The organism is Microcoleus sp. POL10_C6 (assembly GCF_036701585.1).
Classification (GTDB): domain Bacteria; phylum Cyanobacteriota; class Cyanobacteriia; order Cyanobacteriales; family Microcoleaceae; genus Microcoleus.
In genome coordinates, this window is sequence record NZ_JAUBRB010000068.1 from 1 (window position 1) to 24,281 (window position 24,281).

A 24,281-nucleotide genomic window follows, 5' to 3' on the forward strand; every position below is an offset into this window, starting at 1 on the left:
TACAATTATGAGTTAGCTCTAGGGGGCTAAATTTAAAACTTCTGATTATAACATATATCTTTTTTGCAAGAGGTCTATTGATAATTTAGCCAGAGCTATTCGTCAGTTGGGCGGTGTAAAGTGGGGAGTGCATCGTCCTACAATCTGTGGAACTATGTGCTAAAATTGAAGCAGCAATTTATGATAATTTGAACGTAATGGAAACAACTACGGAAACCCTAATGGGAAAAGTTATCACAACCCTGGTAATTACGAATCGGCTGGATGAAGGGAAAGCAGAAGATAATCTGATTCCCATCGAGCAAGTGAGGTCTGTTACTCTAGAAAATGTTTTGGTGGATACGGGCGCGACAACTTTGTGTTTGCCTAAAGATGTCATTGCCAGACTGGGTTTGAAAATTCTCAAGCAAGTAGTTGTGGAAACAGCCACGGGCATTAGTGAGGCGAGGATTTTTCGGGATGCTTCGATTTCTCTGTGCGGCCGCGAAGGGACTTTTGAGTGTTTGGAATTGCCAGAGGGGAAAACGCCACTTTTAGGGGTGATTCCGATGGAAGCGCTGGGAATTGAAGTGGATTTGAAAAATCAAAGATTGAAGGTTTTGCCGGACGGGCCGACGGAAACTTATTTGACAATTCTTTGATATTCTTGAGTTTGCATGCCAGCTATTCGATCTGCAGCGCTAAGATGGTTAAGCACTGTTTTGCACTACTCTCATGTCCCAACGCGCCGAAACCTCAAACAGCCAGCCAAGTGCATCCCGCAACGGGCATAATGTGACGAATTCTCACTCAAACAACCAAAATACGATTCGGGTTCGCGGTGCGAGACAGCACAACCTGAAAAATATCGATCTGGAACTGCCGCGCGATCGACTGATCGTTTTTACTGGCGTCTCCGGTTCTGGTAAGTCTTCCCTCGCTTTCGATACAATTTTTGCTGAGGGACAGCGCCGCTACGTCGAGTCTCTCAGCGCCTACGCGCGCCAGTTTTTGGGACAGTTGGACAAACCGGATGTGGATGCGATTGAAGGCTTGAGTCCGGCTATTTCGATCGACCAAAAGTCAACTTCTCACAACCCGCGATCGACTGTTGGCACTGTTACAGAAATTTATGATTATCTCAGATTGCTCTACGGCAGAGCCGGTGAACCGCACTGTCCGATTTGCGATCGCTGCATTGCGCCGCAGACAATTGATGAAATGTGCGATCGAGTCATGGCACTTCCTGACGGCACTCGCTTTCACCTTCTGGCACCAGTTGTGCGCGGAAAAAAAGGCACTCACCGCAAATTATTGTCGAGTTTAGCTGCGGAAGGATTTATTCGCGTCAAAGTTAACGGAGAAATTTTAGAACTTTCGGAAAATATCGAATTAGATAAAAATCTAACGCACAATATCGAGATAGTTGTCGATCGGTTAATTAAAAAACCCGGTTTAGAAGAACGTTTAGTTGATTCTCTGGCAACTTGTTTGCGCCATTCAGAGGGAATTGCGATAATTGAAGAGTTACCGAATGATGAAAATTCCGAACCACAGGGGCCGATCGTATTTTCCGAAAACTTTGCTTGTCCCGAACACGGCGCGGTAATGGAGGAACTTTCACCCCGGTTATTTTCTTTTAATTCACCCTACGGCGCGTGCCAAAACTGCCACGGCTTGGGGAGTTTGCGGACTTTTGCGCCGGAGTTGGTAGTTCCCGACGAGAAAGCGCCTGTTTATTGTGCGATCGCGCCTTGGTCTGACAAAGACAATTCTTATTATCTTTCTTTGCTGTTCAGTATTGCTGAGACTTGCGGGTTTGATATCGACACTCCTTGGTATCGATTAAGACCCGAACACCAGCGGGTAATTTTGTACGGCCATGAGTCCAAGCGCACCACAGAAAGTAAAAAGCGCGACGGCAGCACTGAGTTGAGGAGAGATTTTAATGGCGTGATTGCCATGTTGCAGCGCCAGTACGACGATACTGGTTCTGATTTGATCAAGCAGAAGTTGGAACAATATCGGGTCGATCGCTCTTGCGAGGTTTGTCACGGCAAGCGCTTGAAAACCGAGGCGCTTTCAGTGCGATTGGGACAGTACGGAATTGTCGATTTAACGAGTATTTCGATTCGCGAATGTCGCGAACGAGTAAATAATTTGGGATTGAGCGATCGGCAATTCCAAATATCTGATTTAGCCCTGAGAGAAATCAAAGCAAGGCTGCAATTTTTGCTCGATGTCGGGTTAGATTACCTGACTTTAGACCGTGCAGCAATGACGCTTTCTGGGGGAGAAGCCCAGCGAATTCGGCTGGCGACTCAAATCGGTTCTGGTTTAACTGGTGTTCTCTACGTTTTGGACGAACCCAGCATCGGACTGCACCAAAGAGACAACTTTCGCCTGCTGCAAACCTTAACAAAATTGCGCGATTTAGGCAATACTTTGATTGTCGTAGAACACGATGAAGAAACCATGCGAGCGGCCGACCACATTGTCGATATCGGCCCCGGTGCTGGCGTTCACGGTGGCAAAATTATATCGCAAGGAAGTTTAGAAAATTTGCTGGCAGCCGAGGAATCTTTGACCGGGGCTTATTTGTCAGGAAAGCGAGTAATTGAAACGCCTAATGAAAGGAGAAAAGGCAACGGTAAAGCTCTCTCAATCATCAATGCGACGCGCAACAATTTAAAAAATATTGATGTCGAAATTCCCCTGGGAAAACTCGTCTGCGTGACAGGCGTTTCCGGTTCGGGAAAATCAACTTTAATCAATGAATTGCTGTACCCGTCGCTGCAACATTATATCACCAAAAAAGTGCCTTTACCACCCGATATGGACGCCCTCAAAACTAAAGGGGAACGCTCTCTAGAGGATGTGGTTGATAAGGTCATTGTCATCGATCAATCTCCTATCGGCCGTACTCCGCGTTCTAATCCCGCTACTTACACGGGAGTCTTTGATGTGATTCGGGATTTGTTTGCCGAAAGCATTGAAGCGAAGGCAAGAGGTTACAAAGCGGGGCAGTTTTCTTTTAACGTGAAAGGGGGAAGGTGCGAAGCTTGCGGGGGCCAAGGCGTGAACGTGATTTCGATGAATTTTCTGCCGGATGTTTACGTGCAGTGTGAGGTTTGCAAGGGTGCACGGTACAACCGGGAAACGCTGCAAGTTAAGTACAAAGGCAAGTCGATTTCTGATGTTTTGAACATGACCGTAGAGGAATCTTTGGAAATGTTTAAAAATATTCCCAGGGCGGGCGTCAGACTGCAAACTTTGGTTGATGTTGGTTTGGGTTACATTCAGTTGGGACAGCCGGCGCCGACGCTTTCTGGAGGCGAAGCGCAGCGGGTAAAATTGGCAACGGAACTGTCGCGCCGCGCTACTGGGAAGACGCTTTATTTAATCGATGAACCCACGACGGGTTTGTCGTTTTATGATGTTCACCATTTGTTAAATGTGCTGCAAAGATTGGTGGATAAGGGTAACTCAATTTTGGTAATCGAACACAATTTAGATGTGATTCGGTGCTGCGATTGGGCGATCGATTTAGGCCCCGAAGGGGGAGATAAGGGCGGCGAAATTATTGTGGCGGGAACGCCGGAGGATGTGGCGGCAAATCAGAGGTCTTATACTGGGAAATATTTGCAAGCTGTTTTGCAGCAGCATCCTTTAGGGGAGGCTGTAGCCGTTAGTTAATAGTAACAGGGATTATGCAATTGGCATACTAAAATCCAATTGTAAGGTGCGTCAGGTGAGCTTTTATAACGATTATTGAGAGTGACAATATCTGACGCACCTTACAACTGAAATTAATACTACTCTAAGGGGGCGATCGGTTACAGTTATTCGTGGGTAAAATTCTGGTATAATATGTACTGATAGTATCCGATGTAAATCCTTGGGTAAAATCTAAAAATGGCAAGGAATATCTTCCACAACACGGTCAAAATCGCCTTACAAAAAGATGGCTGGAAGATTACCCACGATCCCTACCAGTGACGCTATGGTGTTGCTGATGTCTACATCAATCTTGTAGCCGAAGAAGCGATCGCCGCTGAAAAAGAAGGACGTAAAATAGCTGTAGAAGTCAAAAGTTTCGCAGGTGGCTCCACCATTTCTGAATTCCACACCGCCCTAGGTCAGTTCCTCAACTATAGCATTGCCATCTAAGTCTCTAACGAACCAGAACGTATACTGTATCTGGCAGTGCCCACCGATACCTACCAAATGTTTCTCAGATTTGAACCCGCAAAAACTGTCATCGAGCGTTATGAAATCCGACTAATTATTTACAATCCAACTCGTGAGGCGATCGACCAATGGATAGACTAAACGAATACCGCAAAATTGTTTGTGATTTTCTAGAAGACTTTTCAAAAAATGACGCAAATGCTCAGCTAATCTTCGATTTCGCCCGCGATCGATACCTCGTCATGCACAACGAATGGCGCGACGAATATCGCATCTATGGCTGTGCCATGCAGCTTGATATCATCGCAAATCAAATCTGGATTCAACACAACAGTACCGAAATCTATATCGATCGAGAACTGATTCAACGCGGGGTGTTTTCTCATGATATCATTTTGGGGTTTCGCTCCCCCAGCATCCGAAAAATCCTTGCCACCAACTATTCCTAGAGACAAAGGTTTGGAACAGTTAGATCGATAAGTATTTAGACAGAATTAATTACACAAAATCGAATCGGAAATTATCTTCCCGTAAGCTTTGCAACATTATATATGTGTAAAGATTTCTGTCTCGGTTACAGTTATTCGAGCGTGAGGAAGCTCTTTCTCTACTTCTCAAAGTTAAACATTTTTAGAGTTTATTAAAGTAGTGCGCTCGCACAATTTTCATCAGGGCTGGAAAGTGGAAACTTCGCATCTATATTTTATGATCGATACCCCAACTGTCACAAAGCAGAATCTGGGCTTCAAAATTAACTATCTTGAATTGTGGGAGACATTGCCATATGTTGTGCTTGTTGCTGCATGAATTCAATGTCCGATCGCGACCAAGCGCGAGACCCACTGCACTGATGAGCAATTAACAGCCCCCACAGTCCTTTGTTCGTTAAAATTGGCACAACTAAATTGGCGCGAACTTTCAGGCTACGCAGAAAGTCTCGGTGGCATGGGTTAATTGGTTCTACTTCAATATCTGCAATTGCTTTAACTCTGCCGGCTTCGTACAAAGCAGCGTATTCGTCGTTAAAACACTCATCTGGCCCCGTTGAACCCAAGATTGAGAGTTCGATCGCACTCAACATCTCGTAAGTCACTCGACCTTGCCACTGCTTATAAAAATGATAAAGCACCGCGCGATCGCTCTGCAAAATTTCTCGAATGTCGTATAGGGATTGTTCAACTAATACGTCGCGCTTTAGACGATCTGTCAAACGGTTAACAATGTTTTGCAGGCGATCGCCAGACATGGTATTAACTCCTTTAATTCCTAGTACACTCGCCAGATCTTAATTATTGAACTGGCATCATCACCACACCTCAACTTATTGCGCTTCGGGATTTTCGCGCGATCGAAAATGAGTAATTTTTGGCTTAACAGTTGTCTGGATGCCAGCAACATTATACTATTATTTTGACAGAGATAGCAATCTTTTTGGGAAACAGGCAATGGCGTCGGGCCCCGCAAGCTACGGCTTTTTTTTCGCGAAGAACCACCGATGGGACGCCTGTTCCACAAATGAAGAGAAAAGGAAGAGTTTACAAGTGCTGGGAGAATTGCTAGATAGGCCTAAAGTTGGTTCCTCTTAAAGAGAGGAACTGCTAGGATATCTCGATAGCTAGAGGAAGCATCCAATATGTCTGTGCTAGAAGCTGCTTGGAAACACGAATTTATCGCTACGAACGGCATTAAACTGCACTATGTCACTCAAGGTTCTGGGCCGCTGATGCTGATGCTACACGGATTTCCTGAATTTTGGTATTCTTGGCGGCATCAAATCCCGGAATTTGCATCAGATTATAAAGTCGTCGCTGTAGATCTCAGGGGTTACAACGACAGCGACAAACCTCACGATCAATCTGCTTACGTGATGGCAGAGTTTGTGCAAGATGTCAAGGGCATTATTCAGGGTTTGGGATACGAAAGTTGCGTCTTAGTTGGTCACGACTGGGGAGGCGCGATCGCCTGGAGTTTTGCTTATGCTTATCCCCAAATGGTGGATAAATTAATTGTGATGAATCTACCACATCCGGCCAAGTTGGCTGAAGGGTTACGCATTCCCCAACAATTGCTGAAAATTTGGTACATCTTTTTCTTTCAGTTGCCAGTTTTGCCGGAGTTGTTAATTCAGTTGGGCGACTATCAGGCAATTTCGGCTGCTTTGGAAGGTATGGCAGTTGACAAAAGCACCTTTAGCCCCTTAGATATCGAAGCTTACAAAGATGCGGCGGCCAAACGGGGCGCTCTGACTGCTACTATCAATTATTACCGCAATCTAGCTGGCGGATTTCTCGATCGCCAGAATTGGAGGGTTCTAGAAGTTCCGACGCTGATGATTTGGGGAGAAAATGATGCCGCCCTCGGCAAAGAGTTAACCTATGGAACCGCAGATTACGTCCGCGATTTTCAGATTTATTACATTCCTAATTGCAGCCACTGGGTGCAGCAGGAACAGCCGCAGTTAGTGAATCGGTACATGAGAGATTTTTTGGCAAGCAAAGCTGTTTGAGCTGATATTTGGCACTATTTTCCCCGGTAGCACTTTTTAGTAATTTGTAGTCTTGGAGGCGCTCTGACGCTCGTAAACCGGGTTTTTTACCGAGATTGAAAATCTTAATTAAGTATTTTCGTAAAAAACCCGGTTACAAGTGAGTCTCGACGTTCACCGACTGCTGATTCCCTCCGTCGTGCGCCCGCTCATTTCCCAGGGCTGAATGCGGTAAATTGCGATGGTTTCCGCACGCCCCAGCGAGTCAATCCAGGTGCGATTGATGGCGGGTGAAAGTGTCGGGTTGTGTTCTTTGACCAATTGCATTGCGCGATCGATGTCTTCCTGCTGCGTAAGGCGTTCTGCTCGCCCGTTCACGACAACGCTGCGCCAGTGTTCCATATCGCGGACTTCTTCCACTTGCAAGCAGACTTCTGGATTGCCGTCCATATACTTCGTTTTCATCCCGACTGTTGTGAAAATGTATATGTCCGAATCTTGGAGATAATAGTGCATTGGCAAAACGTAGGGATGCCCTTCAAATACACAGCCGAGGTGTCCGTGTCCTACTTGCTGCAAAAGTTCTTGTATTTCTTTTGAACTCATTTCATCAATATCTAACAATGTTATGCTCCTTTAAGACTTACTCTAGAGAAATCCCTCGATGTTTTAGGTTGCTTCACGAGTGGGGCTTGGGCTCTAATTATTGCGTTTTTGAGGCGCCTATTTTGTGGCTATAAACAAGTAGAGAATTTCACTAAAAATAACCTGGGTTAGTCACAAATATCATCTACCTTTAGACCTAGATATTTTTTGTCGGAAAATTTGTATGATTTTGAAAATAAACCCTCGGCAATTGCTGAGGGTTTATTTTTTTTATTAAATGGTGATCGTCTAATTAATAAATAAAAGCGTTTTTTCCTAACGGGACTTAAACAAATTTTCAGCCCAGATAAAGCCCAAACTCGCTTTATCTGCAGCTTGGGCATCCATGTTTTCTTGTTACCAGTGAACAAAAGGCGATCGTCCCCTGGAATGCTCTGACACTAGATATAGCAGAAGTCCGATGGAAGTCGGAAGAAGGAAGAAGGAAGAAGCAATAAAATCAATCGTTTCAGCCATTAACAACGTCCTAACCGTCTTGGCGGTTGCTATATAATCCGTGATCAAAAAACATCGCCGCATAACCGCAGCGCGCAATTTAGGGATGGTTCACGCTGCGGTTATGCGGCAAATGCGATCGGCTTGACGCTGATGACCCGCCCTGTCTGGCGTGAATGCCGAGCCTGGTATATAACTCCCTCAAACGCTTGAAATCTCGTAGTTTGTGGGTGCACACTGCCCTCATAGCGTATTGGTGCGATCGACCTACTTTACCTCATCCTACCGGCTGGCGATCGGCAATAAACCTAGTTTATTCTTAATCACCTGTTAAAAGAATCAGATTTAACGATCGCAGCCTTAGATATTTCAAGGGTTTGAGGGTTTTCTTCACCACCTTGACAGGGCTGGCGCTTATAACATAGAGTAGAATTTTTGCCGCAGCATCCTAAGAGCGATCGAGTACGTCCTAAGCTTGACATTGTAAATATTTTGACTGTTGCTATAAGTTGGAGTTAAACGGATATTTTTATTTATGAAGTATAATCGATTTCAAGAATTAGATATCATGAGAGGCTTTGCCGCCTGCTGGGTAGTGGGGGTTCATTTTTGGTACTTCAATTTCTTGCCTCCATTTTTTGGATACAACCACTTTTTCGAGTATGCAAAAGTAGTAGGCCCAGCCTCGACGATTGCTAAGTTTTTTCCCCTACCATTTAATAGTGTAGACAATATAGTTTTTGATTTAGTGAATATATTTTTCTTGCTTGGATATCAGGGAGTTCATATTTTTTTCATTCTCAGTGGTTTTGGACTGGCTTATTCAAGACTTTTAAAGCCTGATGAAAGCTGGATTAATTTTATGAGCAAAAAATTTATCCGGCTCTACCCAACCTACTGGATACTTTTAGCTGTATCTTTTATAATTCCTCGGTTAAGAGCGGATTTATTTTATGGCTATTTTGATTGGTGGTCATTTTGGAGAAGTTGGATAATTCTCGATAAAGCCATACCATTTTCTTGGTTTATGTTTCCACTCATTCAATTTTATTTGTGCTTTTTCTTGCTATTTAAATCTTTACAAAAATTTTCTATAGAACACTTTCTCTTCACTTCTTTTGTTATTAAAGTTATCTATACATTTTTAGTTTTAATCTTAGGGTTTAACAAGGTATTTTCGCCAATCTTGGGCGATCTCAGTTATCCAGGCTATTTAGCAATTTCAAGGTTATTTGAGTTTTGTTTAGGAATGGCAATGGCCAAGGTTTATGCAAGTAATCCTACTCTATTAATTAATTACCTAACTAAGCCCGTCACAATAGCCTTAGCAATAATTTTTGAAATATTGGGTATTATGGGTTCCTTCAAATTTTCAAATCCCCAATTTCTAGGCGTATATTTCCCTTTTGGACTGTCTTTTTATGATGCTTTCCTTGGATTTGGCATATTTGTAATTGTCTTTAATGTGTGTAGACTATTAATAAATTTCTCCGACTTAACAACGAGATTTTTAACAGGGATTTCTAAGATTTCCTATGAACTATATTTAACGCAGTTTATAGGGTTAATTGTAATACCCAAATTTTTTAGGGTGGTTGTGCGAGGTGAACCTTCACTTTTGACTGCTACCCGTGCTATTTTACTTTATGTATTAATTATTGAAATTGGCATAGTTAATGCTTTTTTATTACAACAGCTAACAAACTCGATCGCCCGTCGAGTTAGATTAGCGAGGGGTCTCTCCTAGGGCAGAAAATAACCAAAGTTAGTAGTTAATAATCACGTGTTATCAAAAACTAGAATTCTGAATTTGTTTCTAGGCCTTTTAATTGCCCTCAGCCTAGAGTTGTTCAGCGGAACGACAACTTTTGCTCAAAACATCGAAACAATTAAAATTTCCGGTACTGCTGCGGGTGTCAGCACTCGCTACATCGGTGCAGTCGAGGGCAGTATCAATTTCGACATCAAAGATTTGCAAGACTTGGGAATTAATACCTACCGCATTTACGGCGGGATGTCCCGGTGGGAAGCTGAAGACGACGACGGTAAATACGGTTGGCCATCTATTGAGGAAATTAAGACAAATCCCAATATAATTAATTGGGCGCATTGGGATCAGATTATGACTAATCCGCCCGAGGGTAGCGATTATTGGTGGTCGGGACAACCCGGTACTGTTTGGCAAGGCAATGCCAAAACTATTTTTAATAGTCTCAAACAAGCAAATATTCGCCCGGTGGTGAGTATTCGGAATGTTGATAATGGCTGGAATCCGAGTTGGGCGCTGCAACTGAATCCGCCGCGCACAGGAGAAGATTGGAACGAGTGGTGGGAACACGTTTTTGCTACGGTTTATTGGCTGAATGTTCGCAATGATTACCGCGTTGATGATTGGGAAATTCACAACGAACCGGACAATCGCGATCAGGGTTGGGGCGGGACTAGGGCTGACTATTTTGAATTGGTTAAGGTGGCAAAAGATGCGATCGACTTTGTTTATAAAACTTATTTGCCCGATCGCACTTATCGCATCCATGGCCCGAAAACCGTAGGCGGCAGCAATTGGCCGGCTAGTGCTTTGCAGGAAATAGCGAATTATTTCGATACAGTCAATGTCCACAACTACGATGCAGATATTTCTAACTACACCCGCAAAGTCCGCGGCTGGATGAACGGTACTGTCCGCGCTAACTCGCAGCTTTGGGTAGGAGAATGGGGAACTTACGAAATTAGCTACGGCGATTTATCTTTAGCTTTAAATTTGATTAAGAATTTGATTCGAGGTTCCCAACCAGGGGATAATTATATTGACGGCAGTCACATATTCTGTTTGTACGACTGGGGAAAGCAGGGACTGGCGGAAGGTTTGCTAGGAGACGGGGGAAAACGGCGCGCGGGCTACTATGCTTTGCGGATGGCAATTAGGGCTTTGCAGGGCGGGAAAGCTACCTTTTTTCCTATCACTAACAGTTCGGATTTAATGGCAGTTGCAACTCTTGATGCTAGCAAGAATGTTTACTTGCTGGTTGTCAATGACCGAGCAACATCTTACACTGTTAATGCTGATATTTCGGAGCTGATAAAAACTGGTAATGGCACGGTGCGGGAGTTCAGTTCTCAAACAATGGATGAGGTTGTTGGTAGCTTAAGGCTGAAGGGCGGCAATGCGAGTTTTGCACTGGCGGGGAACAGCGCTATTCTCATCAAGTTCGATCGCCAGAAGTGAAGCTCAAATCCTCTGGGCCATAATTGGGATAAGATAGAATTAGTTATGCTCAGAATTATTTATTTTCTGCCTGTTTGGCCCTGGAACCCTCGAACCCTCGAACCCTCGAACCCCTAATTGCACAGTTGCCATACCTAAGTCGTCCTGTTGTGATTCCCCTCCTGTCGCTGGTAAATTGGTAGGGTGCAGGTATCTTGCCTCAAACAGAATGCGAGCGAGAGTTCCGTTGAGGGGCAGAAAGTAGGGTGCAGTCCAGACAATCGCAGAAATTCTTGCTCGTAAACCCGCAGCAGTTATGCTAAGCGAGGAATTGCCCGCCAGCCTTCATGTCCGCCCTCTGGCAGATAGCATTGGTTCTGAAAGTCAGAAGCCGTCAATTATCAGGATATGGCACGGAATTAATTTTAAATGCCAAGATGCTGGAAGTATGGGTGAGTTGAATCGTACAGAAACTTTGAGCGCGCTTGGAAATCTCGCGGGTAAAGCCTCTCAATCAACCTGCTGCTCGCGATCGGCTTTTTCCAACAAATATCACTTTTATGCCCCCTGATGTTTATTCCCTCCCTCAGTCAGGTCATCAACCGCAATCCCCTCACCGTCACCCCTGAGACGCCCGTAGAAAAGGCGATCGAGCTGATGAGTAGCACAGGAGCCAGTTACGTCCTCGTGGTAGAACCGCGCGGGCATTCTCAACTCGGAAATCCCACCAACGGGACTTCCCCACAATCGCGGGAACAGTCGGGTTTCTACAACGGCATACGGCCTGCGATACACACAGGAGGCAACGGGCTGCGTCTCAACGGCTCAAAAGCTCCCTATCCGAGCAGCCAGACAGTGCTGGGGATTTTTACAACGCGAGATATCGTACAGCTAAATTCGATCGGCGCTGCTTTGAGGGGATTTGCGATCGAGCAAATCATGATCAGAACCGTAACTGTAGCCCGAGAATCGGAAATTCCCGACTTTTTTGCCTTAGCAAGTCTGCTGGAGAAAAATCAGATCAGCCATTTGCCGGTCGTTAGCGAGGCTGAAGAACTTGTCGGTTTAATTAGCTCTCAAAGCTTGGTGCAAATGTTGCAGGGAATTGGGGAATCGACACCAAAAGCAACTAGCAGCACTTCGCCACCTGCGGCTTTCGCCTTCCCTCCGCCGCTGCCAATTGTGCATCAGAAATTAGAGCTGCCCGCAAGTTTAATTAAACTTTATCAAATCCCTCAAATAGCAGCTTCAAGAATAATTCACGCTCCTTCTAATTCTTCGGTTCGCTACTTAGCGCAACTGATGTTTAGACACCATGTTAGTTATGTATTAATCACTGAAACTCCCGATCAACACTCGACTGGTGCGGCTCACAATTCCAAATTTACAAATCCCAACATTCACAAACTGGTTGGGGTGGTAAGTTCGCGGGATATTGTGCAGTTGCAGGCGCTGGGAAGAGACTCTAACAAAATTAAAGCGGGAGCAATTTGCAGCAGTTCGCCGCCGCTGGTGCGATCGCACTCTACCCTCGAAGCAGCCGTCGCGCTGCTGCAAAAACACTACTGCCAGTTGCCTTTATTAGTCATCAACGAAACAAATCACCCGATCGGGATTATTAATCCTAAAACTATCCTTTTACAAGCGCTGGATTCAAAATCTCTGCATTCTGGCTTAATTGCTTTGCAGCGCCAGCTAGAATCTAGCAACGCTCAATACAAAAAACTCTCAGCAGAAATACAGCGGACAGCAGCAAATAGCCACGAGATAGCTGAAATTTCTCACCACACTTTCGTAGAGCGGCCAAATCTCCCCCCTGCAGTCAACAATCAGGGGATTTGGGACTGGAATCTCGAAACAGATGAGTTTTTTTATTCGGCGCGGTGGCAAGAAATGCTGGGCTACCAAGAAGGGGAAATCTCGAATCGCCGATCGGAATGGTGGAGTCGCATCCACAGAGATGATATTGACTCGGTAAAGGCAGCTTTAGAAGAACACTTCGCCCAAAAGACACCGGATTTTGCAGCAGAATATCGGATGTACTGTAAAGACGGCAGCACTGTCTGGGTGTTGAACCGGGGTCAAGTTTTACGTAGCGCTACTGGCAAACCGCTGCGGGTAGTAGGAACTCATACAGATATTACTCTAAACAAGGAGTTTGAAGTCAAAAACCGCGAGCATGATCGAGAACAATTCCATCTATTTGACTCTTTGAAAGCAACAGTAATTTTCCACATAGATGCGGCGGGGGTTTGGAAATTTCTAAACCGCGCTTGGACGGAAATTACGAATTTTCCGGTTTCCGAAAGTTTACAAACTAATTTTTTAGACTGGGTGCATCCAGATGAGCGCGAGCAATGTGCAAATTTATTGGAGTCTTTGCTGTCGGGGAAGTCGGAATTTGAACGGCGAGAACTGCGATTTAAGTCCAAATCGTTGGCTGGGAAAAACTCCTTGGGAATTCACAGTGATTCCGGTTTTGTTTCCGTGGAACTATTTGCCCAAGTCCGGCGGAATTCCCAAGGCGAAATAGCGGGAATTTTTGGGACTTTGCACGATGTCTGCAACCGCCTCGAAGGAGTTGAGGAACTGCGGGAAAGTGAGCGGGCAATTCGATCGCTCTACGAGGTAATGGTGAGTTCAGAAGGCTCTTTTGACGATCGAACGATCCGGTTGCTGGCAATGGGTTGCAGTCAGTTTGGGATGGATATCGGGCTGTTGGGCAGGGTTTTGGGCGATCGCTACGAAGTGATTGCGGCTTATGTACCGGAAGATTTTCCCTTTGGATTTGCTAAAGGAGACGGTTTTGCTTTGAGCAGAACCTTTGAGCGAGAGGTTTTGCGATCGAGCGAACCTATTTCTGTCGAATCAGCCGGCACTACTCAGTGGCGCAACCACCCCGCTTACAGCGTCCGCAAGTTGGAGGCTTTTGTGGGGACGAGGGTAATAGTGCAAGGGCGAGTTTTTGGCACTTTGAGCTTTACTTCCCGCACCACTAAATCTCCTTTTAAACCGCTGAATTTTGAAATTTTAAAGTTGATGGGCAATTACATCGGCGCAGAAATTGCCCGCGAAGAGCGAGAGCGAACTTTGCAACGTCAGTACCAGCGCGTTTTACTACTCAAACAAATTACTCAAAAAGTGCGATCGACCTTAGACACTCAAGAAATTTTCCAAACTACCGCCACCCAAATCGGCCGCGTATTTGGTGTCAATCGCTGTACAATTCATACCTATCTTTCCGAACCTTATCCCCACCTTCCTTGCGTTGCGGAATACTTGGAACCCGGTCACGAATCGGCTTTAGATTTAGAACTTTCTGTCACTTATAACCCGTACACCGAAAAACTCCTCGCTGAGGATATAGCCCTAGCATCTCCCGATGTGTTTGCCGATCCTTTGCTGGAATCTTCGGGACCGATGTGTCGCCGCATCGGATTAAAATCTATGTTGGCTGTTCGCACTTCCTATCAAGGAGAACCCAATGGAATTATTACTTTGCACCAGTGCGATGCAACTCGCCAGTGGAATCCCGACGAAATTGAACTTTTAGAAGATGTGGCCGCGCAAGTTGGAATTACTTTAGCTCAAGCACAACTTTTAGAAACCGAAGTTCAGCGACAGCGACAGTTAGCCGAGCAAAATGAAGCTTTGGATCAAGCGCGACAAGCGGCGGAAGTTGCTAATAGAGCTAAGAGCGAATTTTTAGCGACTATGAGTCACGAAATCCGCACTCCGATGAATGCGGTCATCGGGATGACGGGCTTGCTGCTGGATATGGAACTAACTCCTGAACAGCGAGATTTTGTGGAGACAATTCGTACCAGCGGCGATGCTTTGCTGACTATTATTAACGATATTCTCGACTTTTCCAAAATTGAATCTGGAAAATTGGATTTGGAACGCAGCCCCTTCGAGCTGCAAAACTGTATAGAAGAATCTCTGGAATTACTGGCTCCTAGAGCCTCAGAAAAAGGTTTAGAGCTGGCTTACTTTATTGATGATTCTGTTCCGAAAAACATTTTAGGAGATGTCACGAGACTGCGCCAAATTTTGGTAAATCTGCTGGGCAATGCAGTTAAGTTTACAGAATCTGGAGAAATTGTGGTGTGCTGTACGGCTAGGGAAATTGAACAGGTAGCTGCTAATAGTTCACCCGATAAAATTAATATTCTAGCGCCACAACCGCTAGCAATTAACCAGGGAGAGGTGGCACGTAGCAAACAATACGAGATTCAATTTGCTGTCCAAGATACGGGAATTGGCATTCCGCCCGACCGGATGGATCGCCTGTTTAAAGCTTTTTCGCAGGTGGATGCTTCGACAACGCGACATTACGGCGGGACGGGTTTGGGACTGGCAATCAGCCAGCGTTTGAGCGATATGATGGGCGGTACAATGTGGGTTGTCAGCCAGGTTGATCCGCGAAGTTCTAAGTCTCAACCGGGAGTTTCTGCGCTCGGACAAAGTATCGCTGGAAGGTCGCCTGCAGAATTTACTCCGCCGTCGATATCGGGTTCGGGTTCGATTTTTTATTTCACGGTGGCTGCTGAAGCGAATGACCTCCGGGCTGAGGAAAAAAGACCGGAATTTGCCGCTGGTAAGCACTTATTAATTGTTGAGCATCATGCCATTAATCGGCAAGTTTTGATCCGTCAGGCAGAGTCTTGGGGAATGATACCCGTGGCTGTAACTTCTGGTGCTGAGGCTTTGGAAATCATCAAAGGAAACTCGCCGCTCGATTTAGCTATTTTGGCGATGAATCTACCAGATATGGACGGTGTGGCGTTGGCTGTGGAGATTCGGAAATTTGAGCTGAGCAATTTGTCCGGCGGCGACGGCCTAAATCCGAATGTCATGGTTAAAAACCCTCGCAAAATTGCCCTACCTTTGGTGCTGTTTACTTATTTAAGTAAGGCGGAAGTTTGGAAAAAACTTGAAACTACAGAGGTACATTTTTCTGCTTTTTTAACTAAGCCTTTAAAACAGTCACAGTTTTATAATGTGTTGCTGCAAGTTTTTGGATATGTTACTGGCAGAAGCGGCAGGGGAGAAGTTTCAAATGTGGTGACTGTGACTTCGGGATTGAAGTATTTTGAAAATTCTCAAGAACAGCACCGCGTGCAGCGGACGCCTGCTGTTTTGAGGCAGGTTGCGGCGAATTCTGCCGGACAGGATGCAACTAATTCTAGTCAGATTCGGATTTTGCTGGCTGAGGACAATGTGGTGAATCAAAAAGTCGCTACGCATTTACTCGACAGGATAGGATATCGGGCTGATATTGCGGCTAATGGGTTGGAGGTTTTGGAGGCCCTGAAGCGGCAATCTTACGATGTTGTGCTGATGGATGTGCAGATGCCGAACATGGATGGGTTGGAAGCGACGCGCCGCATTTGTCAGGAATGGCCTGCTAACAAGAAGCCGAGAATTATTGCGATGACTGCTAATGCGATGCAGGGCGATCGCGAAAAGTGTCTGGAAGCAGGTATGGACGATTATATTACTAAGCCGGTGCGGCGGGAAGAGTTGGCGATCGCCTTGAGCAAGTGTTCACCTCTGATTCGGGATGAATTGGATACGGTTACTGAGCAAAACAATCAAGATATTTCTGATCAAGTTGACAGTGATGCTGCGGCATCTTCGAGCGTTCAACCGGGAGCCGATTCGCCGATTGATTTTCATATTTTGCAAAATCTTCGCGAACTAGACGATGATGAAGACCCAGATTTTTTGGGGGAGCTGATTAAGATATATTTGGTAGACGCACCGCAACATTTAGAAACTATTAAGGAGGCTATTTTTCTGGGCGATGCTGATAGTTTGAAGCTGGCTTCTCACACGCTGAAGTCTAGCAGCGCCAATTTAGGAGCCGTGTCTTTTTCTGCTGTTTGCAAGGAGTTGGAGTATATGGGTCGCGTGGCGGTTGAGTCTGGAGGGGAACAGGTTTTTGATGTGAGTACGGCGCGCGATCGCCTGTTGGAAGCCCAAGCGGAGTGGGAAAAGGTGCGGGCGGCTTTTGAGACGGAATTGGAAACGGGGAAGTTGCGATCGCAAATAGGGTAATTTGTTATATCAATTCCGGTTGCACTCCTCCGGAATTGTTGACTGTTGACTGTTGACTGTTGACTGTTTGAACAATACCGATGCAACCGGAAACGATATTATTTGTTATTTGTTGGTTTTTGGTTGTTAGTTGTCAGTTTCAATAACCACTACCCAATGCCCAATGCCCTGTTTGGCCAATGCCCAATGCCCTGTTTGGCCAAGGCCCATATTTAACTTTCACCTAAATATGCTTTGCGAACAGTTTCATTTGACTGCAAATCGCTAGCACTACCAGCGACTACAACCTGACCAGTTTGGATAACATAGCCGCGGTGCGCTACACTTAAAGCCATGCGGGCGTTTTGTTCCACCAGTAAAATAGTTGTTCCTTCAGCATTAATATCGCGGACGATCGCAAAAATTTGACTGACTAACATCGGTGCCAATCCCATACTCGGCTCGTCCAATAATAACAAGCGGGGGCGCGACATCAAAGCGCGGGCGATCGCCAACATTTGCTGTTCGCCGCCGCTGAGAGTTCCCCCTTTTTGACTAATTCTTTCTCGCAAACGAGGAAATAAATTTAATGCTTTTTCCATATCGGACTTGATACCGAGAGTATCGTTGCGGAGATAAGCACCCATTTCCAGGTTTTCTTGCACCGTCATTCGCGGAAAAATCAGCCGCCCTTCGGGACTTTGAGAAATCCCCAAACGGACGATCGCCTCTGTAGATAGTGCTTCTAAAGGCTTTCCCTCAAATAATACAGTGCCTTGGCGCGGGCGCAGCAGTCCTTGAATCGTGCGGAGAGTGGTCGTTTTCCCCGCCCCGTTGCTGCCGATTAATGTCACCACTTCTCCCTGCGAGACTGTTAGCGATACTCCTTTGAGGGCGTGGATATTTCCGTAGTAGGTGTGAATGTCTTTAATTTCCAACATAATTACTCTTTCTGCTTTGTGCTTTATTATATTATCCAGACTAATTATAAATTTTTATTGCATTTATTTAAAATTAACTTTTTTTATAGTAATCAGTAATTTTACTTAGGTCAACACCCGCCCTAGCTCCCATACAATGTATTTTTAGTAGCGGTGGCGACCAACTTTACAGAATTTTTACTTAAACACTAGAATTCTTGACAGTAGCTTTACAAAAAACTCTAAGTAAGTAGGTAGTATTAATACGTAAGCGAAATCAACCGCTACAAGTTACCAATAATAGCAGTTAAAATTTTTCAATTTTCAAATTTAAGGAGATTTACCATGAAATTCAATCACATTAGTGGATCGATCGCCTTTTTATTAGCAACTCCTTTAGTAACCAGCTTGAGTGTAGGTATTGCCCCTAGTAGTGCTGCCACAATAGCAGGTTCTGCTGCTGCTGCAGTAACGATTGACAACTTCAGTCACACACCGAATGACACAGGTACAGTTACTAACACTTACACTCAGACAATAGCTAACACCGGTTCAGTTATTAGCCAAGCGAAAGCTGAGGCAGTTTTTATATCTAACTGTCACGAATTGCTGGCAGCAAATCTCTCGCAAAGTGAAGTCATAGGCAGCGGGAATAACTATTCCGGTTTAGCCGAAAGTCAAGCAGCAGTGATCGGTGACTTCTCTATTAAAGCCGAAGAAACTTTTTCCTTCACTGTTCAGACTATTTTACATCTTTTAACATCTGTTAGTAATCCCCAATCAGAACAGGCTAGCGCCAAAGGCAGTATATCTTTTGCATTAATTGACACTGTTTCTAACATTCTTTTAGAATCATTTCAATTTGCGATCGGTTTGCACTCTTTTAAAGCCCCGGAATTAAGTTTGTCATACAACCTTGCTGGAAACTTTAATCCCACACAAATTAATTTTGCTTTTCTCGAGCAAGGTAATACAACAAGCCTGAGCTTGTATACTTCCGGAGTGTATTCGCGGACTTTTGACAGCACCACTAATTTAAGATTAGTAGAAGTTAAAAACAATATGGCAGTGGCACAAGCGCAACCAGTTCCCCAAGCAGAACCGGTTCCAGAACCTACTACTATATTAGGCACTGCCATGTTTTTCGGTTTCCTGACCAAGAGGAGAAAACTTAAGAATCAATTGTGTAAAGTTAAATCAAAAGTTTAGGAATGACCCAAAACATCTAATTAGGTCAACTATCGATATTAGATACTAGACTTTTTATTAAAAAAGTCTGGTATCTAGTTATTCTGTATTATCCATGTCCATCTTCTTCTTTTCCCAAATATGCCTCAATCACGCGAGGATCAGCGCGAACTTCTGCCGGAGTTCCCTCAGCAATTTTAGTACCGTACTCCATAACACTCACGCGATCGCTAATTCCCATCACCACCTTCATATCATGTTCAATCAGCAAAATACTCAAATTCAACTCATCGCGAATCCGATAAATAAAGCGAGTTAAATCAGCCGTTTCGTTCGGGTTCATCCCGGCAGTCGGTTCGTCCAAAAGCAGCACTTTCGGATCGGAAGCCAAAGCCCTGGCAATTTCCAATCTCCGCTGGTCGCCGTAGGAAAGGTTTTTTGCCAACTCCGACGCTTTAGCAGCACCTAAACCGACAAAATCAAGCATAGTGAGCGCTTTTATTTTAGCTTCCCGCTCCTCCAGATTCACAGCCGGAGTGCGGAGGATTGCACCCAACAAACCTGTTTTCAATCGGCAGTGTCTACCTACTAAAACATTATCCAGCACTGTCATGTTGTTAAACAAGCGGATATTTTGAAAAGTTCTAGCAATGCCGAAAGTTGTCAGGCGATCCGGCGGCAAACCCGTGATATTCTTCTGTTCTAAAAGCAACTGACCGCCACTCGGTTTGTAAATACCTGTCAGCATATTAAAAAAAGTAGTTTTGCCCGCACCGTTGGGGCCGATCAAACTGGCGATCGATCCTTTTTCTAATGTTAAACTAACCTGGTTTACGGCAGTCAAACCACCGAATCGCATTGTAAGTTGCTGTGCTTCTAATAATGACATTTTGGTTCTGTTTTCTAAGATTTTATAGGAGTGCGATCGTCCAGGTAACGAGCTTTCACGCACGCGAATCAATTTGAGATTGGGAGTTTTTAGGCCATATTCTCTAACGTACAAACAAAATAAAACTTAAAAAGATTAGATTCGAGCGAACTGCCAGGGCGATATTGTGCGTGTAAATCAGCAGTCGAAAAGTTTTCAATAACTTTGAGATTGAGTTCGTCAGCCAAAGTGGCAATGTTTTCAAACCCAGTAATCCACGGTGCATACATACTTTCGTATTTATCTATGTAATCATTGATATCTTGGTAGCCCGTCGTTCTCAAAATCACCTTTTCCGACATATAATCAAAGGACCATCGAAAACTCTTCACATTGTCGCGAATTTGTTCTAATACAAATATTACATCTTTTTTGTCAAGCAAGGTAGTGTTGCCTTCCCACAAAAAATATGTCTGTCGATCGCAATCAAATTCACTCTGTTTCAGCAAGGATATTAAACCGTCTTTTACGTAATCGCCTGGAAGGTAGCAAACATTAGCAGTAACTTTGTTAGCTTTGAGAGTTTCTTCTTTTAATTGAAGAGTCGCGCGCTCGTCTATTTCAAAATAAATCACTTTTTCTCCATTAATTCTAGCAGCACGAGTATCCAAACCCGAACCTAAAATAACTACTTGTTTGCAACCTCCTAAAATTTGATTGGACAAAACATCATCAAAATATTTAGTCCGCAACTTAACCATTTCTTTAGCTGCAGGAGAGTTTTGAGCTATTTGGCTAGCTACTTTTTTTGTTTCCTCATTCAGCCAGATTTTTACTACATGATCAGTGTAGAGAGGAATTGCCTCTTCATTCTCTTCTGCTCTAAATTCCGCAACGATAAAAGCAGTACCAGTTACATTTCTCATGGCTAATCTTTCATCCTTACTAAGTAGTCGGTTACAAATAAACATTAGATGGGGAGGGGAGTTTTACACTCATAAACTCCCTTGCATCCTAGATTCTTAGCTAAACCCACATACAAAATACTATGGTTTTTGCCCTTACCTATTTATTGACTTCTCGAATCTGCTAAAGACTCATTGCTCGCTTCAGCATCCGAATGCAGTTCAGCTTGGTGTATCTTATCAGGAATCAGCCCCTCTGGCCGCACGAGCATCATGACAACCAGAGTTAAGCCGAATAGAAATAAGCGCATTTGAATCGGGTCTAAACTGGTTGCCAGAAAGTCTCGCAACTGGGGAATTGCAATCCTGGGGAGTACAAAAGTATTCAGAAAACCCTTGAGGACTTGCGCTAATTGTGGCAGATAAAGTCGATCGGCAGACATGATAATGATCGCGCCCAAAATCACCCCCGTCATATTCCCCAAACCGCCTAAAATCACCATACACAGGATGATTACCGACACCGAGAAGTCGAAAACGCTGGGGAAAATCGCGCTGATATAGGCGGCGTAAAATGCCCCTGCAAAGCCAGAAAACGTCGCTCCCATCGCAAAAGCCGAAAGTTTGGTTTTGACCAGGTTAATCCCCATCGCACTCGCCGCTAATTCATCTTCGCGCATGGCATTCCACGCCCTCCCCAAGCGGGAATCTCGCAGCCGTGAAATCATGAAGTAAGCGAAGACAACTAGCAGCAAAATTAGGTAGTACCAAGGAAAGTAGTTGCCGGTGCTGAAAGTGCCGACAATGGGGAGAGATGGACGCCCGATCGGGTTTATTCCCGCTTCGCCGCCGGTGAGGTTAAAAGGTCGATCGCACCCAACCAGACACAGCACCAACTCGGGTTTACCCAAAACAGCCGCAACAATCTTCGAGACTGGTTCATCAATCCGAATCGCCGTTAAATTCCTAAAGACAACCGGGATAATTTCGCCAAAACCGAGGGTAACAATTGCCAAATAATCGCCCTTGAGCCGCAGTGTCGGAATACCCAGGATTACGCCCGCGATCGCAGCTACACCGGCCGCGATCGGCAGTACCACCCAAAAGTTCCAAGCAATATTTAACTGGCCAGAAGATAGCAAAGCCGTCGTGTAAGCGCCGATCGCAAAAAACGCCGCATATCCCAAATCCAACAAACCCGCAAAACCCACAGTAATATTCAAACCCAGCGCCAACATAATAAAGATTTGAATCTGTACTACAGTAGCAATCCAGCCAGTCTGAGCCTGAATGTCGATAAACGGAAACAGAATTAGAATAAAAGCTAATGTCACCAAAGTTGCCAGCCGCTGGCGTTCCCCCTGCAAACCCTGCAAAGCACCCATTAACGTAGCTGTCAAAATTGCGATCGTCAAACTGCAAATCCCGTACAGCAGCGTAGTCGGCAAAGCCACAGCCGATTGCCCAGAAAAAGGTCTAATCAAAACCCCTTCTACCACACTTGCAATTAATAGCCAAACTCCCAATCCTAATCCCGCTAAACTGCCGATAGTCGCACCCATTTTCGGGCTGTAAACCTTCTGCTCCCGACAGCTAATAAAGCCCGCCGCCGTACCCATCAGCCAGCCGATCACGGTGCCACTCCAACCGCCGAATAACAAAACAGTCAAAGAGGCGATCGCCCCTAAAATACCAGTCGATTTAATTGCTTTAATTATTTTTTTTGACATAGGAAGAAGTTATGAGTCATTAGTCAGTAGTTAGAGGAAAGAATGCTAGGAATCGCAGTTTATAGATGCGACTGACGCGAGCCGTGCCAAATTCTGCCTCAATGAATGTGATCGACTGCTTATCGTGGAAACAGTCGATCGGGCTAGCTACAGTTTAGAGTCTTTTGAGTTCGATTATTGCACCAAAAGTGACGAAACTTCAAATATACTGGAACTGTTACCCCAACACACTTCAAACGGGCGATCTCTATATGGTACAAGCACCTCAAAAAACTATCACCCTCGACGAGTTTTTGCAACTCCCAGAAACCAAACCCGCGAGCGAATACATCAAAGGTGCGATCGTCCAAAAACCTATGCCACAAGGAAAACACAGCAAACTACAAGGCAGACTCGTAACAGTCATCAACGACATCGCAGAGAAACCGCAAATTGCCCTAGCCCTACCAGAACTTCGCTGCACCTTTGGCGGACGTTCTATTGTCCCCGATGTCGCGATTTTTGTTTGGAATCGCATTCCGCTAGACGCTGACGGCGAAATTGCCAATACATTTAATGCTCACCCAGACTGGACAATAGAAATATTGTCCCCAGCCCAAAGCCAAACCAAAGTCACAAACAATATTTTGCACTGTTTGAATGCCGGTTGTCAGATGGGTTGGTTGCTCGATCCCGATGAAAAAAACATTTTAGCCTATCCCGCAAGCCAGCAGCCGATTTCATTGCAAGAACCAACAGATATACTTCCGATGCCCAAGTTTATGCCGGAAATGCAGTTAACTTTAGGCGAAGTTTTTGGCTGGCTAAAACCAGGTAATATTTAATTGGGTGTACAGTATTCCACTCAATTGAGTAGGGCTATGTTCTACTGGGCAATAAAAGTTCAATGGTGCCCATCGCCCCATTAAGTATTTTTTCAGTAGTAGGAAGATGACGGCGAACGCTAACTATTTTTTCTCCTTAACATATAATAGTTTAAGGTAGCGTTGCTGAATAGAGGTATCATAAGTGCGTTCAACGGATGTTTTGGCTACCCCATTTGCCTCGCTTTCTGAGCAATTGGAAGGATGCTCTCGATAGGGAACCGGAACATCTTATAACTTAAAATACCGACGGTTAGAGCGTCTATCCAGGATTTATTCCCCCCGGATCTCAGATTGTCGGCAAAACTTACATAACAAGGGTGGAAGGGGAGAACACCCGGTTACCACACTATCTGGCAAGACTGCATCGCCAGACGCCTTGTTACTCTAAATCAGTACAAATGCTGACATACTTAATTCGCTTGCTATTGGATGCACTATTTCAAGTTGCGAGATGCGCCCCTTCATATCTGATCCATACCTAATTTCAGCAACGCGTTTTTTCGCTCTTTCCCTAGGCTTGATCATATCTAATTTCAGTAAGGCCGGTTTTCTCTAACTGCGATCGCTTGGGGAGAATCCTTCAGATACATGATAAAACTGTTGACTCTTCCTATTTCTCTTTGGCACTTATAAATAGGAATTTTCAAGTACAACTCGATATCAGACAATAAAAAAATTACGCAGGAGAGAACCTGCAACCTTTTGGGGGAGCAGGCTGTGAAGGCTCCCCCTCTTTGCTGGTTAGCGTACTCCACTTGACCAAGATATCTTCCAAGGTGTAAGGTTAGTTATCTAGCGCTG

The 24,281-nt window shown here is 44.8% G+C and carries 16 protein-coding genes and 2 pseudogenes; 12 read left to right on the forward strand and 6 right to left on the reverse strand.

Annotated elements, in window-relative coordinates; translation table 11 throughout:
* Window positions 1–197: 197 nt before the first annotated feature.
* The 4 genes and pseudogenes from QUA34_RS26085 (at window position 198) to QUA34_RS26100 (ending at window position 4,619) form a co-directional block, all read left to right on the forward strand.
* Window positions 198–641 carry a retroviral-like aspartic protease family protein gene (locus QUA34_RS26085; protein ID WP_333214113.1) on the forward strand — a complete coding sequence of 148 codons (444 nt, stop codon included), beginning with the start codon at window positions 198–200 and terminating at the stop codon, window positions 639–641.
* 73 nt (window positions 642–714) lie between these two features.
* Entirely contained in the window at window positions 715–3,675 is a 2,961-nt protein-coding gene (gene uvrA, locus QUA34_RS26090) for an excinuclease ABC subunit UvrA (RefSeq protein WP_333389992.1), read from the forward strand.
* 219 nt (window positions 3,676–3,894) lie between these two features.
* A pseudogene (locus QUA34_RS26095) lies at window positions 3,895–4,311 on the forward strand (element excision factor XisH family protein).
* Complete coding sequence (locus QUA34_RS26100; protein ID WP_333389993.1) at window positions 4,299–4,619, forward strand: element excision factor XisI family protein; 321 nt, start codon at window positions 4,299–4,301, stop codon at window positions 4,617–4,619. Before QUA34_RS26095 ends, QUA34_RS26100 begins: the two are co-directional and overlap by 13 nt.
* Before the next feature lie 302 nt (window positions 4,620–4,921).
* Here the strand turns inward: QUA34_RS26100 and QUA34_RS26105 are convergent, their stop codons facing one another.
* Complete coding sequence (locus QUA34_RS26105) at window positions 4,922–5,416, reverse strand: GAF domain-containing protein (RefSeq protein ID WP_333389995.1); 495 nt, start codon at window positions 5,414–5,416, stop codon at window positions 4,922–4,924.
* A 387-nt stretch (window positions 5,417–5,803) separates the two neighbouring features.
* Here QUA34_RS26105 and QUA34_RS26110 point away from each other — a divergent pair, with 387 nt between their 5' ends.
* The gene (locus QUA34_RS26110) at window positions 5,804–6,676 is read left to right on the forward strand and encodes an alpha/beta hydrolase (protein ID WP_333389997.1); all 873 of its coding nucleotides are present in this window, start codon (window positions 5,804–5,806) and stop codon (window positions 6,674–6,676) included.
* Window positions 6,677–6,829: 153 nt separating this feature from the next.
* Here the strand turns inward: QUA34_RS26110 and QUA34_RS26115 are convergent, their stop codons facing one another.
* Window positions 6,830–7,261: a pyridoxamine 5'-phosphate oxidase family protein gene (locus QUA34_RS26115; protein WP_333389999.1), complete on the reverse strand. Its 432-nt coding sequence runs from the start codon at window positions 7,259–7,261 to the stop codon at window positions 6,830–6,832.
* 1,030 nt (window positions 7,262–8,291) lie between these two features.
* Here QUA34_RS26115 and QUA34_RS26120 point away from each other — a divergent pair.
* The 4 genes from QUA34_RS26120 (at window position 8,292) to QUA34_RS26135 (ending at window position 17,024) form a co-directional block, all read left to right on the forward strand.
* The gene (locus QUA34_RS26120; protein WP_333390001.1) at window positions 8,292–9,503 is read left to right on the forward strand and encodes an acyltransferase family protein; all 1,212 of its coding nucleotides are present in this window, start codon (window positions 8,292–8,294) and stop codon (window positions 9,501–9,503) included.
* A gap of 36 nt (window positions 9,504–9,539) precedes the next feature.
* A complete protein-coding gene (locus tag QUA34_RS26125; protein WP_333390003.1) occupies window positions 9,540–10,982 on the forward strand; it encodes a hypothetical protein in 1,443 nt (480 codons plus the stop codon).
* 295 nt (window positions 10,983–11,277) lie between these two features.
* Window positions 11,278–11,532, forward strand: coding sequence for a hypothetical protein (locus QUA34_RS26130; RefSeq protein ID WP_333390005.1), 255 nt, complete (start codon window positions 11,278–11,280; stop codon window positions 11,530–11,532).
* Window positions 11,532–17,024, forward strand: coding sequence for a response regulator (locus QUA34_RS26135; protein ID WP_333390007.1), 5,493 nt, complete (start codon window positions 11,532–11,534; stop codon window positions 17,022–17,024). The genes QUA34_RS26130 and QUA34_RS26135 overlap by 1 nt, the downstream gene beginning before the upstream one ends.
* Window positions 17,025–17,236: 212 nt before the next feature.
* On the opposite strand, the gene QUA34_RS26140 is transcribed toward QUA34_RS26135, so the two are convergent.
* A complete protein-coding gene (locus QUA34_RS26140; RefSeq protein WP_041623339.1) occupies window positions 17,237–17,944 on the reverse strand; it encodes an ABC transporter ATP-binding protein in 708 nt (235 codons plus the stop codon).
* 324 nt (window positions 17,945–18,268) lie between these two features.
* Between QUA34_RS26140 and QUA34_RS26145 the strand changes: the two genes are divergently transcribed.
* Window positions 18,269–19,132: a PEP-CTERM sorting domain-containing protein gene (locus QUA34_RS26145; RefSeq protein WP_333390008.1), complete on the forward strand. Its 864-nt coding sequence runs from the start codon at window positions 18,269–18,271 to the stop codon at window positions 19,130–19,132.
* Between the two features lie 88 nt (window positions 19,133–19,220).
* Here the strand turns inward: QUA34_RS26145 and QUA34_RS26150 are convergent, their stop codons facing one another.
* The 3 genes from QUA34_RS26150 to QUA34_RS26160 form a co-directional block, all read right to left on the reverse strand.
* Window positions 19,221–20,000, reverse strand: coding sequence for an ABC transporter ATP-binding protein (locus tag QUA34_RS26150; protein WP_333324472.1), 780 nt, complete (start codon window positions 19,998–20,000; stop codon window positions 19,221–19,223).
* Between the two features lie 89 nt (window positions 20,001–20,089).
* Window positions 20,090–20,905: an SAM-dependent methyltransferase gene (locus tag QUA34_RS26155; RefSeq protein WP_333390009.1), complete on the reverse strand. Its 816-nt coding sequence runs from the start codon at window positions 20,903–20,905 to the stop codon at window positions 20,090–20,092.
* 143 nt (window positions 20,906–21,048) lie between these two features.
* Complete coding sequence (locus QUA34_RS26160; RefSeq protein ID WP_333390011.1) at window positions 21,049–22,614, reverse strand: ABC transporter permease subunit; 1,566 nt, start codon at window positions 22,612–22,614, stop codon at window positions 21,049–21,051.
* A gap of 251 nt (window positions 22,615–22,865) precedes the next feature.
* Here QUA34_RS26160 and QUA34_RS26165 point away from each other — a divergent pair, with 251 nt between their 5' ends.
* Together QUA34_RS26165 and QUA34_RS26170 are read left to right on the forward strand one after the other, a co-directional pair.
* On the forward strand, window positions 22,866–23,438 hold the full coding sequence (locus QUA34_RS26165; protein WP_333324466.1) for a Uma2 family endonuclease: 573 nt from the start codon (window positions 22,866–22,868) through the stop codon (window positions 23,436–23,438).
* Window positions 23,439–23,737: 299 nt separating this feature from the next.
* A pseudogene (locus tag QUA34_RS26170) lies at window positions 23,738–23,962 on the forward strand (IS1 family transposase); the annotation flags it as partial.
* Between the last annotated feature and the right edge of the window lie 319 nt (window positions 23,963–24,281).

Excerpts from the sequence above, each read along its gene's own strand:
- QUA34_RS26150 (WP_333324472.1), bottom strand. The coding sequence starts at position 20,000 with ATGTCATTATTAGAAGCACAGCAACTTACAATGCGATTCGGTGGTTTG.
- QUA34_RS26105 (WP_333389995.1), bottom strand. The coding sequence starts at position 5,416 with ATGTCTGGCGATCGCCTGCAAAACATTGTTAACCGTTTGACAGATCGT.
- QUA34_RS26120 (WP_333390001.1), top strand. The coding sequence starts at position 8,292 with ATGAAGTATAATCGATTTCAAGAATTAGATATCATGAGAGGCTTTGCC.
- QUA34_RS26100 (WP_333389993.1), top strand. The coding sequence starts at position 4,299 with ATGGATAGACTAAACGAATACCGCAAAATTGTTTGTGATTTTCTAGAA.
- QUA34_RS26160 (WP_333390011.1), bottom strand. The coding sequence starts at position 22,614 with ATGTCAAAAAAAATAATTAAAGCAATTAAATCGACTGGTATTTTAGGG.
- QUA34_RS26135 (WP_333390007.1), top strand. The coding sequence starts at position 11,532 with ATGTTTATTCCCTCCCTCAGTCAGGTCATCAACCGCAATCCCCTCACC.
- QUA34_RS26110 (WP_333389997.1), top strand. The coding sequence starts at position 5,804 with ATGTCTGTGCTAGAAGCTGCTTGGAAACACGAATTTATCGCTACGAAC.
- QUA34_RS26140 (WP_041623339.1), bottom strand. The coding sequence starts at position 17,944 with ATGTTGGAAATTAAAGACATTCACACCTACTACGGAAATATCCACGCC.
- uvrA (WP_333389992.1), top strand. The coding sequence starts at position 715 with ATGTCCCAACGCGCCGAAACCTCAAACAGCCAGCCAAGTGCATCCCGC.
- QUA34_RS26165 (WP_333324466.1), top strand. The coding sequence starts at position 22,866 with ATGGTACAAGCACCTCAAAAAACTATCACCCTCGACGAGTTTTTGCAA.
- QUA34_RS26085 (WP_333214113.1), top strand. The coding sequence starts at position 198 with ATGGAAACAACTACGGAAACCCTAATGGGAAAAGTTATCACAACCCTG.
- QUA34_RS26115 (WP_333389999.1), bottom strand. The coding sequence starts at position 7,261 with ATGAGTTCAAAAGAAATACAAGAACTTTTGCAGCAAGTAGGACACGGA.
- QUA34_RS26145 (WP_333390008.1), top strand. The coding sequence starts at position 18,269 with ATGAAATTCAATCACATTAGTGGATCGATCGCCTTTTTATTAGCAACT.
- QUA34_RS26130 (WP_333390005.1), top strand. The coding sequence starts at position 11,278 with ATGCTAAGCGAGGAATTGCCCGCCAGCCTTCATGTCCGCCCTCTGGCA.
- QUA34_RS26155 (WP_333390009.1), bottom strand. The coding sequence starts at position 20,905 with ATGAGAAATGTAACTGGTACTGCTTTTATCGTTGCGGAATTTAGAGCA.